General features: G+C 67.4%; 13 protein-coding genes and 2 pseudogenes. 5 read left to right on the plus strand and 10 right to left on the minus strand.

Annotated features, from left to right (window positions below):
* Positions 1-36: 36 nt before the first annotated feature.
* From HUK68_RS19230 to HUK68_RS19245, 4 genes are read left to right on the plus strand one after another with little or no spacing between them, the layout of a single operon-like run.
* On the plus strand, positions 37-978 hold the full coding sequence (locus HUK68_RS19230) for an ABC transporter substrate-binding protein (protein ID WP_175505654.1): 942 nt from the start codon (positions 37-39) through the stop codon (positions 976-978).
* Between the two features lie 43 nt (positions 979-1,021).
* The gene (locus HUK68_RS19235) at positions 1,022-1,924 is read left to right on the plus strand and encodes an ABC transporter permease (protein WP_244146215.1); all 903 of its coding nucleotides are present in this window, start codon (positions 1,022-1,024) and stop codon (positions 1,922-1,924) included.
* The gene (locus HUK68_RS19240) at positions 1,917-2,714 is read left to right on the plus strand and encodes an ABC transporter ATP-binding protein (protein ID WP_175505655.1); all 798 of its coding nucleotides are present in this window, start codon (positions 1,917-1,919) and stop codon (positions 2,712-2,714) included. The genes HUK68_RS19235 and HUK68_RS19240 overlap by 8 nt, the downstream gene beginning before the upstream one ends.
* On the plus strand, positions 2,714-3,523 hold the full coding sequence (locus tag HUK68_RS19245; RefSeq protein WP_175505656.1) for an alpha/beta hydrolase: 810 nt from the start codon (positions 2,714-2,716) through the stop codon (positions 3,521-3,523). The genes HUK68_RS19240 and HUK68_RS19245 overlap by 1 nt, the downstream gene beginning before the upstream one ends.
* Before the next feature lie 109 nt (positions 3,524-3,632).
* Here HUK68_RS19245 and HUK68_RS19250 read toward each other — a convergent pair whose 3' ends face one another.
* The 4 genes from HUK68_RS19250 to HUK68_RS19265 all read right to left on the minus strand — a co-directional run bounded on the left by HUK68_RS19250 (position 3,633) and on the right by HUK68_RS19265 (position 7,573).
* Positions 3,633-4,310 (minus strand): GntR family transcriptional regulator, encoded by a 678-nt coding sequence (locus HUK68_RS19250; protein WP_175505657.1) that lies wholly within the window; start codon positions 4,308-4,310, stop codon positions 3,633-3,635.
* A 32-nt stretch (positions 4,311-4,342) separates the two neighbouring features.
* On the minus strand, positions 4,343-6,163 hold the full coding sequence (gene atzF / locus HUK68_RS19255; protein ID WP_244146216.1) for an allophanate hydrolase: 1,821 nt from the start codon (positions 6,161-6,163) through the stop codon (positions 4,343-4,345).
* Positions 6,164-6,336: 173 nt separating this feature from the next.
* Positions 6,337-7,011 (minus strand): carboxymuconolactone decarboxylase family protein, encoded by a 675-nt coding sequence (locus HUK68_RS19260; RefSeq protein WP_175505658.1) that lies wholly within the window; start codon positions 7,009-7,011, stop codon positions 6,337-6,339.
* A 79-nt stretch (positions 7,012-7,090) separates the two neighbouring features.
* Positions 7,091-7,573: a (R)-mandelonitrile lyase gene (locus tag HUK68_RS19265; RefSeq protein ID WP_175505659.1), complete on the minus strand. Its 483-nt coding sequence runs from the start codon at positions 7,571-7,573 to the stop codon at positions 7,091-7,093.
* Between the two features lie 101 nt (positions 7,574-7,674).
* On the opposite strand from HUK68_RS19265, the gene HUK68_RS19270 reads away from it, so the two are divergent.
* Complete coding sequence (locus HUK68_RS19270) at positions 7,675-8,574, plus strand: LysR family transcriptional regulator (protein ID WP_175505660.1); 900 nt, start codon at positions 7,675-7,677, stop codon at positions 8,572-8,574.
* Positions 8,575-8,598: 24 nt separating this feature from the next.
* On the opposite strand, the gene HUK68_RS19275 is transcribed toward HUK68_RS19270, so the two are convergent.
* The 6 genes and pseudogenes from HUK68_RS19275 to HUK68_RS19300 all read right to left on the minus strand — a co-directional run bounded on the left by HUK68_RS19275 (position 8,599) and on the right by HUK68_RS19300 (position 15,282).
* Positions 8,599-9,966, minus strand: a complete 1,368-nt coding sequence (locus HUK68_RS19275) for an LLM class flavin-dependent oxidoreductase (RefSeq protein ID WP_175505661.1) — start codon at positions 9,964-9,966, stop codon at positions 8,599-8,601.
* A gap of 25 nt (positions 9,967-9,991) precedes the next feature.
* Complete coding sequence (locus HUK68_RS19280) at positions 9,992-10,858, minus strand: ABC transporter ATP-binding protein (protein ID WP_175505662.1); 867 nt, start codon at positions 10,856-10,858, stop codon at positions 9,992-9,994.
* Positions 10,859-10,887: 29 nt separating this feature from the next.
* Positions 10,888-11,658, minus strand: coding sequence for an ABC transporter permease (locus HUK68_RS19285; RefSeq protein ID WP_175505663.1), 771 nt, complete (start codon positions 11,656-11,658; stop codon positions 10,888-10,890).
* Positions 11,655-12,491: an ABC transporter permease gene (locus tag HUK68_RS19290; RefSeq protein WP_175505664.1), complete on the minus strand. Its 837-nt coding sequence runs from the start codon at positions 12,489-12,491 to the stop codon at positions 11,655-11,657. Before HUK68_RS19290 ends, HUK68_RS19285 begins: the two co-directional genes overlap by 4 nt.
* 6 nt (positions 12,492-12,497) lie before the next feature.
* A pseudogene (locus HUK68_RS19295) lies at positions 12,498-13,585 on the minus strand (ABC transporter substrate-binding protein).
* A 190-nt stretch (positions 13,586-13,775) separates the two neighbouring features.
* Positions 13,776-15,282 (minus strand): annotated as a pseudogene (locus HUK68_RS19300) (amidohydrolase family protein).
* Positions 15,283-15,476 lie beyond the last annotated feature (194 nt).

A 15,476-nucleotide genomic window follows, 5' to 3' on the forward strand; every position in this document is an offset into this window, starting at 1 on the left:
GATTTTCGCCAAGGCCCAACCCAGGAAGGAACTGCCATGTTTTCGCGTCGTCTCTTGCTTGCTTCTCTGACTTCTTCCGCGCTGGCGGCAACCCTGGTGGCGCCGGTGCAGGCCGCCGACAAGGTCATCAAGGTCGGCACGCTGAAGCTGATCCATGGCATCACGCCGTACTTCTATGACAAGTTCACGCCCGCGGGCTACAAGATCGAAGTGGTGACCTTCGAGACCCCGACCGACGGCAAGAACGCGGTGGTCACCAAGTCGGTGGACTTCGGCACCTATGGCCTGGCGGCAGCGACGCTGGGCGCGGCCGCGGGCGAGCCGGTGGTGATCATTGCGCCGCAGTGCAATGGCGGCATCGCCATCGTCGTCAACAAGAGCGCCGGCATCGCCAATTTCAAGGGCCTGAAGGACAAGCGCGTGGGCATCCTGCCGGGCTCGACGCAGGAGGCCGTGTTCCTCGACCGCCTCAAGGCCGAAGGCATGACCATCAAGGACGTGAAGTCGGTGCGCGTGTCGTTCAGCGAGATGGCCGGCGCGCTCGAGCGCGGCGATATCGACGCGTACGTGGGCGCCGAGCCCGGCCCGTCGATCAGCGTCGTGAAGGGCGTGGGCAAGGTGCTCGAGTACCCGTACAGCACGCCCACGGGCGCGGTGAACATGGTCATGACCACGCATGCCGATACCGTCAAGGACCAGGCCGAACTGGCCAAGGTCTTCCTGGAAATCCACCGCAAGGCCTCCGAATACGCGATGGCCAACCGTCCGGCGCTGATCGAGATGGCGGGCGCCAAGCTGGGCCTGCCGGCCGACGTTGCCAACCTGGCCGCGGACAACGTCAAGCTGACCTGGAAGATCGATGACGACTGGATCCAGCGCAGCAAGTACTACGGCTCGCTGATGCTCGAGCGCAAGCAGATCCGCAAGCTGCCCGACTACAGCCGCTTCATCGTGACGGGCCTCAACCCCCAGTCCTGATTGCCGCTGTCCCGCCCTGCCGCCTGTCCTGGAAAGATCCGCCATGTCCACATCCACCTTAGATACCAGCGCGCGCGCGGTGGCCGCGCCCGCAAGGCCCGCGGCGCCGGCGCCCAAACTGCCGGCCGCGGAGTTCGCGATGCCCGCACAGCCCGGCGCTTTGCAGCGCTGGCTGTCCCGCTGGGTGGTGCCGGCGCTGCTGCCGCTGGCGCTGCTGGTGGCCTGGGACCTGGCGGTGCGCTGGTCGGGGACCATGCTCGTGCCGTCGCCCAAGGAAGTCGCGATCACGCTCTGGGACTTCGCGTTTGGCGGCATCTACGACGATGCTTTCAGCGAGACCCTGGCCACGCACTGGCTGCAGTCGATGGCGCGTGTCTACGGCGCGTTTGCGCTGGCCGCGGCGGCGGGCATTCCGCTGGGGATGGTGATCGGCAAGAACGCGGCCATCCGCCGCGTGGTGGACCCGACGCTGCAGATGCTGCGCCCAGTGCCCGTCACCGCCTGGCTGCCGCTGTCGATGATCTTCTTCGGCGTCGGCCCGAATGCCGCGATCTTCCTGGTGTTCCTGGGCGCGTTCTTTCCCATCGTCATCAACACCGCGTTTGGCGTGAAGTCGGTGGAAGTGCGGCTGTTCGAAGCCGCGGCCATGCTGGGCTGCTCGGGCACCTCGATGTTCCGCCAGGTGGTGCTGCCCGCGGCGCTGCCGTCGATCTTCAACGGCCTGCGCCTGGGCCACGGCATTGCCTGGTTCCTAATCGTCGTCGGCGAGATGACCGGCGTGCCCGAAGGCCTGGGCGCGGCCATCATGGATGGCCGCATGCTGTCGCGCACCGATATCGTGATCTCGGGCATGGTCGTGATCGGCTTCACCGGCTTCGTCACCGACCGCCTGCTAATCGCCCTCAACAACCGCCTGCTCAAGTGGAGCCCGCAACACAATGTCTGATTCCATCGCCACCCGCAAGCCGACGCCGATCCTCGACATTGCCGATGTCAGCAAGGTGTTCCCCCTCAACGGCCGACCGATCCATGCGCTCAAGGACGTCAACCTGCAGATCCACAAGGGCGAGTTCATCTGCCTGATCGGCGCCTCGGGCTGCGGCAAGTCGACGCTGCTGCGCATCATGGGCGGCTTCGAGCCCGTCTCCACCGGCTCGGCGCGCATGTACCACGCGCCCATCCAGGCGCCCGGGCCGGAGCGCGGCATGGTGTTCCAGGACTACGGGCTGTTTCCCTGGCTCACGGTGCGCGAGAACATCGCTTTCGGGCCCAAGCAGCGCGGCCTACCCGCGGCGCGGCTCAAGGAGATCTCGGACCGCTTCGTGAACATGGTCGGTCTGGGCAAGTTCGCCGAGCATTTCCCGAACCAGCTGTCGGGCGGCATGAAGCAGCGCGTGTCGATTGCGCGCGCGCTGGCCAATGACTGCGAGGTGCTGCTCATGGACGAGCCGTTTGGCGCGCTCGACGCGCTGACGCGCGAGGTGCTGCAGCAGGAGCTGCTGGATATCTGGGAGAAGACCAAGCTGACGGTGATCTTCGTCACGCATGCGGTGGAGGAAGCCGTGCTGCTGGCCGACCGCGTGGTGGTGATGACCGCCGGCCCGGGCCGCGTGGAGCGCGACTACCGCATTCCGCTGGACCGCCCGCGCTGCATCACCGACCCCGAGTTCAACCTGGTGCGCCGCGAGCTGACCGAGATGCTCAGCAGCCACGTCTCGCTGCCCAAGGCCGCGTGATGCTCGACAGCCTGCAGGCGCTGCCCCAGGCGCTGCGCGACGCGGCCTACGACAACACTGCTGCGGTGCCGGGCAGCGCGGCGCAGCTCGCGGATTTCGAGGCGCGCAGCGCGGCGCTGGCGGCGCGCGCCGAGGGCCTGCTTGACCAACGCTACGGGCCCGCCGAGCGCCAGCTCTACGACTACTTTCCAGGCTCGGCGGGCGCGCCCACGCTGCTGTTCATCCACGGCGGCTACTGGCAGATGCGCCACAAGAACAGCTTCCGCTTTGTCGCCGAAGGTGCGCTCGCGCGCGGCCTGCATGCGGCGCTGGTGGGCTACACGCTGGCGCCGCAGGCCAGTCTCATGCAGATCGTGCTGGAGGTGCGGCAAGGCATTGCCGCCGTGCGCGCGCAGGCGCTGGCACAGGGCGGCAGCGGCGAGATCCTGCTGTGCGGCTGGTCCGCGGGCGGGCATCTGACGGCCCTGGGCCTGCAGTGCGAAGGCGTGCGTGCGGGTCTGGGCATCAGCGGGATCTACGATCTGGCGCCGCTGCAGCAGACCTATCTGAACGCCGCGTTGCAGCTGACGCCTTCCGAAGTGCAGACGCTGAGCCCGTTGCGGCTGCCACCTGTGGGCAAGCCGTTCGTGACGGCTTTCGGCACGGCGGAGTTGCCGCAGCTGCAGGTGCAGAGCCAGGTGTTTGCACTGCACCGCCACGGCCATGCCGGCGGCTTGCTGCCCGTCGAGGGCGCGGACCATTTCAGCATCCTGAATGCGCTGGCGGATCCGCGGGGGGGGCTGCTGAACGAGTTGATGGACTATCGGTAAAAATCGTTCTTCAAACGATAGAGCCGTTCGCCCTGAGCCTGTCGAAGGGCCGTCCAGGGCAATGCGCTTGCTCGTCCTTCGACCGGACCGCTATGGAGCAAATGGCGACTCAAGCCGCCACCCGTCCCTGCCGCGCCGCCTGCAAGGTATGCAAGGTGATCTTCTTCACCTCGTCGCGGCTCACCGCAATATGCTTTTGCAGCAGCGCCTTGGTCTGCAAGGTGTCGCGGGCCAGCAGCGTGCGCAGGATCTGCGCATGCTCGTCGTAGGCCGCATCGATGCGGTAGTTGCGCGTGAATTCGAGGCGCCGCACGACGCGGATGCGTTCCGTGAGGTCGCAGTGGATGCGTGCCATCTCCAGGTTGCCGCTGGCATGCACCAGCGCCATGTGGAAGGCCTCATCCATCTGCGAGACTTCGGCGCAGGCGGCGAGACGCTCGCCCCGGTCGACGCACCATAGCGCGCACAGCGGCGCCAGCCGTTGCGCGAGATCGGGCGCCGCGCCAAGCAGGTCGATGGCCGCGCATTCGAGCACCGAGCGCACGTCGTAGAGCTGCTCGAACACATGGAAGTCGATGCTGTTCACCAGCCAGCCGAGCTTGGGCATGACCGAGATATAACCTTCGCGCTGCAGCCGCACCAGGGCCTCGCGGATCGGCGTGCGGCTCATGCCCAGCAGGGCGCTGACCTCGTTTTCGCTGAAGCGGTCGCCCGGCACGAAATGGAAGTTGTCTAGCGCCTGCTTTAGCTGCGCATATGCCGAGGCGGCAAGGCTGATCTGGGTCACGCAAGTCTCCTGATTTCTTGTAGTGGGGCGGTCTAGCGCAGGCTCTGGCAATAGGCGCGCCAGCCGCCAAACGCCGTGATGTCGGTGGCTTGCGCCAGCGCATGGCCTTCGCAGATGAAGCCCTTGCAGGTCGTGCCGTTGGCCAGCGTGACCGTGCCTATGCCCAGCGGTGCGGGCACGCCCGCGACAAAGCGGCCGAAGTGGGCCAGCGGCATGTCCCAGACCTCGACGGCAATCGCGGCGCCGTTCTGCACCGCGCCGCCTTCGCTGCGCGAAAGTCCGGGCTTGGGCGGCACCGTGCCCTGCAAGGCGTAGAGGCGGTAGTCGGCGCTGGTATGGGTGGCTTCGCGCAGGCGCGCGCCACAGGCCAGCAGTTCATGGTTCAGCGGCATGCCGTGCAGGTGCGCGCCGACCACGGCCACCGCCACCATGTCGCCCTGCGCCGCCACGCTCCAGGTGCCGGGTGCGGCGGTGGCACCGGCCTTGAGCCCGGTCACGCCCGCGGGCAGGCCGGCCTGCTGCTCGAGCTGCGCTGCCCAGCGCACCAGATCGGGCTCGCGCCAGCCTGGGGCGATCAGCGTGATGCCGAACGGCAGGCCGTCGGGTAGGCGGCGCGCGGGAATCGCGATCGCCGACCAGCCCAGCAGGTTCACGAAGTTGGTGTAGATGCCCATCTCCGAGTTGACGGCCATCGGGTCGGCCATGACTTCATCGATGCGCGGGTGGCGCGGTGCGGTGGGCACGCACAGCACGTCCCAGTCCTGCCAGAGCCGGTCGGCTTGCTGCTTGAGTTGCTGCAGCCGGTATTGCGCGGCAAAGGTGTCGGCCGCGGAAAACCGCTTCGCCACATCGAGCACGCTGCGCACCACCGGCACCATTTTCTCGGGCTGCTGTTCGTAGATGCTGCGCGCACCGACGACGCGCTCGGCCACCCAGGGGCCGTGGTACAGCAGCTGCGCCACCTCGAACAGCGTGTCGAACGGGATTTCTTCGAGCTGCGCGGTCTGCGCCTGCAGTTGCGCGCAGAAATCCGCAAATGCGGCTTCATAGGCAGGCGACAGCGGGCGCGCTGCCGGTGTTGCCACGCGCAGCTGCGCCAGCGGCTTGTGCGCGGGCGCCATGGGGCGCGCGCGCGAGTAGCCGTCGGCCGGGTCGTGGCCCTCCATCACCGACATGACGCTGGCGCTGTCCGCGACGGTGCAGGCCAGCACGCCAATGCAGTCCAGCGTGCGGCAGGCAGGCACCAAACCGGTGCCACTGACTGCACCAGGCGTGGGTTTGAGGCCGACGATCTGGTTGAAGCCCGCAGGCACGCGGCCCGAGCCCGCGGTATCGGTCGACAGTGCGAACGGCACCAGGCCGCGCGCCACGACCGATGCCGAACCCGAGCTCGAACCGCCGCTGATCAGGCGCGCGTCAAAGGTATTCGGCACCACGCCATAGGGCGAGCGCGTGCCGACCAGGCCGGTGGCAAACTGGTCGAGATTGGTTTTGCCCAGCACGATGGCACCGGCATTTCTGAGACGTTGGATCGCAAACGCATCGTTTTGCGCGACGTAGGCGAACTCCTCGCAGGCGGCAGTGGTGCGGAAACCCTCCACATCGATGTTGTCCTTGACCGCGAACGGCACGCCATACAGCGGCATCTGTTCGCGTCCCAGCGCCTGCTCCAGCGCCAGCAGTTCGTCGATCTGGTCCTGCAGCTGTTCGGCGCTGGCAATGCTGATCCAGGCGGTATCCGCTGCATCGCAGGCCAGCCGCTGCTGCTCCAGCAGTTCGGCAGGCGTTGCTCCCTGAGCATATGCGTTCTTCCAGTCTTCGAGGGTGCCGATCAGCATGATGAATACCTTCATGTATACAAGATGCTGTGACAAAGCAGGTTGTGTGCCAGATGCTGCCACGCGGCCCGTGGCGCTGAACAATGGCGGCCAGCCCACGGCCATCGACGCCTTCCGCTTGGCGGAGGAAGTGTTCAAGGACATGGAGATCGGAGGCAGCGCGGGCGCCGGCGCGCGCTGCATCGGCGTCAGTGCTTTTGCTGCGTCGCCAGATGGCGCTCCAGTGCCTGGCGTGCACGCTGGGCCTCACCGGCGCCGACACGCTCCTGCAGCACCGCCGCCACCTGCTGCAACTGCGCGCTGGTGAGCCCGACATTCAGGCTGATGCGCATATGCGACTGCAACTGCGAGTCGGCGCCTTCGAGCGCCGCAAGCATGCCCAGCGTGGCCAGTTCGCGGCTGTGCCAATCGAGGTTGTCGCGCTCGAAGATATCGCCGAACAAATGTGTTTTCAGGTACTCGTCCACCGCGGGCGCGAAGTCGAACAGCGCGCCCTTGACAGGGCCGCCCGACAGCCGCGTCTGGTTCGCGGTGCCCGCGGCCAGCAGGGCGTCGCCCTGGGGCGCGGCGCGGCTGGGCAGATTGCCAGGGGCGTCGGCGATGCCGCGCTGCTGGCGCGATTGCAGCACCTGCATCAGCGCGCCCAGCGCATTGAGGCTGCGCGGGAAACCGGCATAGGCATAGAGCTGGACCAGCACTTCCTTGATCTCGTTCACGCTGAGCCCTGCCGACAGGCCTTGCTCCAGCGCCGTCTTGAGCTGGTCGATAGCGCCGGCCGCGGCAAACGCCGAGATCGGCACGATGGCCTGCTGGCGCGCCGTGAGCGTGCTGGACTGGGTCTGCGGGATGCTTGGGTGCTGCATGGTGCGGGTCTCCTGCGCTGCATGTCCGGTGACTGCGATGCCGGCAAGGGCCGCCACGAGAAGGGCCTGGCCCAGTGCCTTATTTGCCTTCGTATTGTGCATCGGTGACTTTCTCCAGCCATTGGACGTTCTGGCCCTGCTCGGTGGTACCGGTCACGGCCAGGTGGGTCATTGCGGCATGCGGCGCAGCGCCATGCCAGTGCTTGACGCCGGGCGGGCACCAGACGACATCGCCGGCGTGGATCTGCTGCACCGGCTTGCCCCATTCCTGCGTCAGGCCCGTGCCTGCCGTCACCAGCAGCCGCTGGCCGCGCGGATGGGTATGCCAGGCCGAGCGCGCGCCGGGCGCAAACGTCACGCGGCCGCCCGAGGCATTGATCTCGCCGTTGGCGGGCCAGACTGGCTCCACCTGCACCTGGCCGGTGAAGTATTCGGCCGAGCCCATGCTGGCCTGCTGCGTGCCGGCACGCGTGATCTCCTGCGGCGCCGCGCCCGCGGCAGCCGCATGCAGTGCCGTGGCCGTCGCCGCGCACAACGCACTTTTCAGAAGGGGTTTCTTCATGGTCTTGCATTCCGGTATTGATGACCCGGGCCACTTTAGAACCTGCGGCATTGGTTGATAAGATGGAAAAATCCGCATGCACCCGTGCATCGAATTCACCAATGCAAAAACCCAATCTGAATGATCTGCAGGCCTTTGTGACCGTGGCGCGCGAACGCAGCTTCACGCGCGCCGCGGCGCAGCTGGGCATGTCGCGCTCGGCGCTGAGCCACTGCATGCGCACGCTCGAGGAGCGGCTGGGCCTGCGGCTGCTGACGCGCACCACGCGCAGCGTCTCCACCACCGAAGCCGGCGCGCGCCTGCTGGCGACGGTGGCGCCGCGGTTGCAGGAAATCGATCTCGAAATCGGCTCGCTGGCCGCGCTGCGCGACCAGCCCGCGGGCACGGTGCGCATCACCGCGCATGACCATGCCATCACCACCGCGCTGTGGCCGCGGCTCATGCCGCTGATGCAGCAGTACCCCGATGTGCAGATCGAGCTCAGCGTCGACTATGCAATGACCGACATCGCGGCGCAGCGCTTCGATGCGGGCGTGCGCACCGGCAACCGCGTCGACAAGGACATGATTGCCGTGCCCATCGCGCCCGAGCTGCGCATGGCGGTGGCGGCGTCGCCGCAATACCTCGAGGGCAGGCGCCTGCCCAAGCAGCCGCAGGATCTGGTGCAGCACCGCTGCATCAACCTGCGGCTGCCCACGCATGGCGGCCTCTACGCCTGGGATTTCGAGAAGAAGGGACAGGCCCTGAATGTGCGTGTGCCGGGCCAGGCGACCTTCAACAACACCTATCTGATGCTGCAGGCGGCGCTGGACGGCATGGGCTTCGCGTATGTGCCCTGGGACATCATGGCGCCGCACATTGCCGCGGGCCGGCTGGTGCCGGTGCTCGAGGACTGGTGGCCGACCTTTCCCGGCTACCACCTCTACTACGCCAACCGCCGGCAGCTGGCGCCCGCGCTGGCGCTGGTGGTCGAGGCACTGCGCTACCGCAAGCCCGCTTAGCGGCGCGGGCGGGCGGTCTTCATTTCAGGCCGCAAGAGCCTGTTCGGCGCGCGCCGCGCGCGCCAGCGCCGCCGGGTGCTGCGGCCGCGCCAGGCCCAGGTGCTCGCGCAGCGTGCGGCCCGCGTATTCGGTGCGGAACAGGCCGCGGCGGCGCAGCTCGGGCAGCACCAGTTCGATGAAGTCGTCGAGGCCGCCGGGAAACCACGGGCCCATGATGTTGAAGCCGTCGGCGCCGCCTTCCTCGAACCATTGCTGCAATTGGTCGGCAATGGTCTTGGGCGTGCCCACCACCTGCTGGTGGCCGCGCGCGCCCGCGATCTTCAGGTACAGCTGGCGGATCGACAGGCCGTCGCGGCGCGCGAGATCGATGAGCAGGCGCTGGCGGCTTTGCGGGCCCTCGGTGGGCGGCAGCTCGGGCAGCGGGCCGTCGACGGGATAGCCCGACAAGTCCACGCCGCCCGAGATGCCCGCTAGCAGCGAGAGCCCGACCACCGGATCGATCAGCGACTGCAACTGTTCGAACTTCGCCTCGGCTTCCTCCTGCGTGCGGCCGACCACGGGAAAGATGCCGGGCATGATCTTCACGTCGTCGGGATGGCGGCCGTAGTGCTGCACGCGGGCCTTGATGGCGGCATAGAAGCTCTGCGCCTCGGCAAAGGTCTGATGCGCGACAAAGATCACCTCGGCGGTGCGCGCCGCCAGCTCGCGCCCGTCTTCGGAGGCGCCGGCCTGCACCACCACCGGGCGGCCCTGCGGCGAACGCGCGACGTTGAGCGGGCCGCGCACCTGGAAATGCGGGCCCTTGTGGTTCAGCGGGTGCAACTTGCTGGCATCGAAGTAGCTGCCGCTTTGCTGGTCGCGCACGAAGGAGTCGTCTTCCCAGCTGTCCCACAGGCCGGTCACCACGTCGTGGAATTCGGCGGCGCGGCGGTAGCGGTCGGCATGCGCGAACTGGTCGCTGCGGTTGAAATTCAGCGCCTCGGCCTTGGTCGCCGACGTCACCAGGTTCCAGCCCGCGCGCCCGCCCGAGATCTGGTCGAGCGAGGCGAACTTGCGCGCCAGGTTGTGGGGCTCGTGGTAGCTGGTGGAGGCGGTGGCGATCAGGCCGATGCGCTCGGTCACGGCGGCCAGGGCCGACAGCAGCGTCAGCGGCTCGAACTGGTCGCTGCGCGCGGTGCGCGCCAGCGCCTCGAGATTTTCCGAGCGCACCGCCACGCCGTCGGCCAGGAACACCGCGTCGAACTTCGCGGCCTCGGCCTTCTGCGCCAGTTGCACGTAATGGCGGAAATTGACGCCGGCATCGGCCTGGGCCCCGGGGTGGCGCCAGCCGGCGATGTGGTGGCCGGTCTGCATCAGGAAGGCACCCAGCTTGATCTGCTTCTTGGTGGTCATGGAAGGCTTTCGGTGGAAGTGGAAATCACCAGGCAAAGCGGATGCGCCCGCTGGACAGGTCGGCAGCCGCCACGGGCTGCGCGGGCGGCGGCACATCGCTGGGGCCAACGCCGTCCGCGCCGCGCCCCAGGAAGTCGGCCAGCACGTCGTCGCGGATGCGGATGAATTCCGGGTCGCTGCGGTTGCGCGGGTGCGGCAGGTTCACGGGCACGATGCGGCGGATGCGGCCCGGGTGCGGCTGCATCACCACCACGCGGTCGCCCAGGAACACCGCCTCTTCGACATCGTGCGTGACCAGCAGCATGGTGATGCGCTCCTTCTGCCAGATGCGCTGCAGCTCGCCCTGCAGGCGCGCGCGCGTCAGCGCATCGAGCGCGCCAAACGGCTCGTCGAGCAGCAGCACGCGCGGGCGGTTGACCAGCCCGCGCGCTATCGCCACGCGCTGCGCCATGCCGCCCGAGATCTGGTGCGGAAAGGATTTCTCGAAGCCTTCGAGGCCGACCAGCGCCACATGCTCGGCAATCAGCTTGCGCTTTTGCTGTGCGTTGAAGGTGGAGTTGCGCAGGCCGACGCCGATGTTCTGCTCCACCGTGAGCCAGGGAAACAGCCGGTGGTCCTGGAACACGATGCCGCGGTCCAGGCCCGGGCCGGTGATGCTTTCGTCGCCGATGGCGATGCGGCCGTCGTAGGCGGTGTCGAGTCCGAGCACCAGGCGCAGCAGCGTGGACTTGCCGCAGCCGCTGGCGCCGACGATGCTGACGAATTCGCCCGCGGGCAGTTCCAGGTCGATGTCCTGCAGCACCTGCAGGCTGCCGTCGCTGGACTGCGTGCTGTCGAAGCGCTTGGAGGCCACGTGGATGTGCAGATCATCTGCAAGAAGGGTGGTGGTCATGGGATATGCCTTCGGGAACGTGAGAGGTTTCAGCGGCCGAGCCGCCGGGCGAGCGCGCGCTCCAGCATGCGCGCGCTGGCGTTCATGAGCCAGCCGACGAAGCCGATGGTGACCATGCCGAACAGCACCAGGTCCATGCGGAAATGCTCGCTGCCTTCGATCAGCAGATTGCCCACGCCGCGTCCCGACACCAGCAGGTATTCGGCGCCTATCGTCGCCAGCCACGAATACACCAGCGCCAGGTAGATGCCGGTGAAGATCGACGGCGCGGCCGAGGGCAGCACCACATGCCAGACGGTCTGGGCGCGCGTGTAGCCGTAGACGCGCGCGACTTCCAGCAGCGCGGCCGGCGTGTTGCGGATGCCGTCGGCGGTGTTGACCACGACCGGGACCAGCGCCGCCAGCGACAGGAACACCACCTTGGCGATATCGCCCAGGTCGAACCACACCGAGATCAGCGGAATCCACGCGAACAGCGAGATCTGCTTGAAGGTGTTGAAGCTCGGGCCGACGATGCGGTTGAAGCGCGGCCACAGGCCCAGCAGCGCGCCCAGCACCAGGCCGCCGCTGGTGCCGATCACGAAGCCGGTCAGCTCGCGCGCCAGGCTGGCGCGCAGGTTGAGCCAGAGCAGGCCGCTGCGGACCAGCTCCCAGCCGGTGTCAAGCACCTTGGCGGGCGACACCAGCAGCGCCGAGTTGACCAGGTCGAGCTTCGAGACCAGCGCCCACAGCGCGATGGCCACGACGGGCACGACCAGGCCGCGCCAGCGCGCGCACAGGGAAGAAGGCGAGGTGCTCACAGCAGTCCTTTCGCAGTGGTGCGCGCGCCATGGCGCGCCGCGACGCGGGCTTCGGCAAGGTCCAGCAGCCGGTCGATGGCATAGCCCAGCGCGCCGACGATGATCACCGCGGCCATCACCAGATCGAGCTGGAACAGCTGGCGCCCGTAGACGATCAGGTAGCCCAGGCCTTCGCTCGACGCCACCGGCTCCACCACCACCAGCGACAGCCAGGCCTTGGTGAAGCCCAGGCGCAGCCCGGTGAACAGCGTGGGCACGGCGGTGGGCACGACGATCTCCAGCACCTGCTGGCGCCGCGTGTAGCCGTAGACATCGCCGACCTCGAGCAGCGCGGCCGGCGTCTGGCGAAAGCCCTGCAGCGTTGCCAGCGTCACCGGCACCAGCGCGGCCTTGGCGATCAGGATGTATTTGAGCGGCTCGCCGATGCCCACCAGCAGCAGCACGAAGGGCAGCCAGCCCAGCACGGGAATCTGCACCAGCGCGTTGAACGCGGGCAGCAGATAGGCCTCGACGGTCTTCGACAGGCCCATGAACGCGCCCAGCAGCAGGCCCAGCGCGCTGCCCGCGACAAAGCCCACCAGCACGCGCTGCAGGCTGGCCTGGGCATGCAGCCACAGCTCGCCGCTGGTGGCCAGCTCGCTCAGCGTTTCCCAGACGAATTGCGGCGAGGGCAGCACCTGCGCCGGGATCCAGCCCTGGGCCGCGCCCACGGCCCAGAGCGCGAACAGCGCGATCGGCAGCACAAAGGGTTCGGCAGTGCGCACCACGCCGCCCAGGCGCTGGCGCCCGCGTGCGGCCGGTGTGGCCGCGGGGTAGGAGAGGGTATTGGCCATGGCGGATCAGCGCTGCGCCACGGGCGTGCCGCCCGCCGACTTGGCCACGCCCTTGGCATCGAACGCCTGCCAGCGCTTTTCCAGGCCCTGCTGCTTGAGTGCCGTCTGCAGGTAACGCGGCTCGAACCAGCCGTCGACGCTGATCGGGCGGCGGATCAGCTTGAGCTTGAGCGCATCGCTGGCCACGGCCTTGTAGCGTCCGACGATGAATTCGTCGAGCAGCGGCGAGTTGCGCAGCGCCAGGTCCTGCTTGTCGAATTCGGCTTCCCACGAGGCCTGCGGCGTGCCGCTGCGCGCCCAGATCTGGAACAGCGCGGTGCGGTTCTTCTCATCCGACGCCCAATCGGCCGCGCGCACGAACTGGTCCACCACCTTCTGCACCTGCGCCGGATGTTCCTTCTCGAAATCCTCGCGCACCAGCAGCGAGGCCTGGCGCGTCAGCGAAGGGTCCTTGCCCTGCGCGGAATAGATCACCTTGGCCAGGCCGTTGTCGCGCACCTTGAACCATTCATAGCCGCCAAACGCCGCGTCGACGCCGTTGGACACCAGCGCCGCCTGCGCGCTGCCGGTGTCGAGATTGACGGCCTTCAGGTCGCGCTCGGCCAGGCCCACGCCCTCGAGCGCGTTGATCGCCACCAGGTGCCCGTTGGTGCCGCGAAACAGCGAGACCTTGCGGCCCTTGAGATCCTTCAGGTCCTTGATGTCGGACTGCGGCGGCGTCACCACATAGAGGTTGTTGCGCGCGCCGCTGGCCAGCAGCAGTTTGGTCTTGAGGCCGTTGGAGCGGCCGACGATCGAGGGCAGATCGCCCTGGTAGGCAAAGTCGATCTGCTTGTTCGACAGCGCCTCGTTCACCGCCGGTCCCGCGCCCTTGAAGAACAGCCATTCGACGCGGATGCCGTCGGCCTTGAAGGCCTCTTCGAGCGCCTGGTTGGCGCGCAGCACGAGCCGCCCCAGGTCACGGGCTCGCCGCCGCCCGCGGTGGCCACGCCGATGCGTATGACTTCGGGCGGCGCGGCATGCGCGAGCGTGCCGAGAAGCAGCCCGAAGGCCAGCAAGGTGGCGCGTCGGCCGGGAGTGAAGGAGACGGTCATGGCAATTCCTTTGGGCGAAAGAGGAGCCGGGCGCCGCGCATATGCGGGTGCCAGGGGTTTGAAAATGGGCGAAATCTCAGGAAGAATCCGTTCGTCCTGAGCCTGATCCTGTCCTGAGCTTGTCGAAGGATCGAAGGATGAATGGCGCACTTTCCAGCCCGCCAAGCCATCCATGGATGGGCCGGTGCCGTCAGCGCCTGGCCAGCTTGTCGGCGATATCCGTGCCCACGAAGAAATCGGGATTGGCCTCGGTGTAGAAGCGGTACGGGTTCTCGAACACCAGCGCGCGGAAGTCGTCGGCGCTGATCACGCCCTGCTCGACCAGGTCCCAGCTCTCGGCCAGCGGCTCGGTCAGGTCGGGCACGTCCCAGTGGCCGATGTCCGAAGACCAGATGGCGTTGATCTTGGTGCCCAGCGGATTGACCCTGGTGTTGAACGCCGCGGCCACAGTGCGGTCGTCGGCTTCGGCGCCGAAGTAGAAGGGCTTGACCCAGCGCTCGCGGATGTCATCGGCGCTCTCGATGCCTGCCGCCAGGAAGTCATCGAGTTCGTCGCCCTCGGGCTCGCGGCTGTGCGGCAGCGCCGACACGCCCAGGCTGTCGCGCAGCAGCGTCTCCTTGTTCACCGGCCGGCCCTTGGTCAACTCGGCGCCGTATTGCTCGAACAGGCGGCCAGCAGCTCGATGTCGGCATGCGCGGGGTTGTAGTTCTGCACCGCCTGGCGGTTGCGCTTCTCGAAGCGGTCGACGAGGTGGGTGTAGACATGCGCGCCCCAGTCCGCACCGCCTTCGAGCAGCGCCACGCGCAACCCGGGAAAGCGCCGCGTCACGCCGCCGAAGAACAGCGCCTTGGCGAACGCCTGCGAGCCGTCGGCAAAGTGGCCGATGTGGTTGAACATGTAGTTGCTGATCGACTGGCGCCCGGTCCAGCCCTGGCTGCCGTAGTGCGTGGTGACCGGCACGCCCAGCTCCACCACCTTGGCCCAGAACGGGTCGTAGTCATGCGGGCTGTCGATGCCGTAGAAGTCGGTATAGCTGGCATGCCGCGCCACGTCGGGGTGCTCGGCCTTGGGGTACTTGGCGGCAATCGCCGGAATCGGCCGGCGCACGCCGCCCGCAATGTTGATGACCTTCAGCCCCAGCGTCTTCACCGCGAATTCCAGCTCCTCTATGCCCTCCTGCGGCGTGTTCAGCGGAATGCCGGCCACGGGCGTGAGCCGGTGCGCATATTGCGGTACTGGTCGGCATGGAAATGGTTGATGGCGCGGTGCAGCGGCTGGCGGAATTCATCGCTGGCAGCCGCCGGCGCGAGCACATCGTTGGGAAACAGCACCGAGTAGTCGGCGCCTTGCTCTTGCAGGCGCTCGGCCAGCAGATCAGGCAGCGTATAGGTCGCCAGATCGAGCGTATTGCGCGTGACGCGTGCCCACCAGGGCGCGCGCAGCGTGCGGTGCTGCTGGCGCTCCTCGGCCGTCTGCTGGTACCAGTCCTTGCCCGCCGCCGAGCGCGTGGCAAAGCGCCCGCCCAGCGCCTTGCGCAGTGCGTCGACCAGCGCGCTGCCGCCGTAGTGCTGGACGTAATCCTCGAGCGCTGGTGTGTAGTCGTTGACATGCACGTCGGTGTCGATGACCGGAAAATCCAGCCGCGATTTGACGGCGGCAGAGCGCGATGATTCCTTGCTGGCGAGTCTTCTGGTCATGGCTTCGGTCCTTCATGCAGTGGTCGATGAAGATTAAGAAAACATGGGCCGGCCAGGAACGAAGGAAAGAGGAATTGGATATCTGGTTCTTGGTTTTGTCGTGTGTCGCTGGTGAAGGCAAGTGATTGGTTTTTATTGGATGGATATGCGGTTTTTGTGCGGGGTGCGTGGGCCGGCGAGACGGTCGAACCATG

This window comes from Comamonas antarctica (genome assembly GCF_013363755.1).
In the GTDB taxonomy this organism is placed as follows: Bacteria; Pseudomonadota; Gammaproteobacteria; order Burkholderiales; family Burkholderiaceae_C; genus Comamonas; species Comamonas antarctica.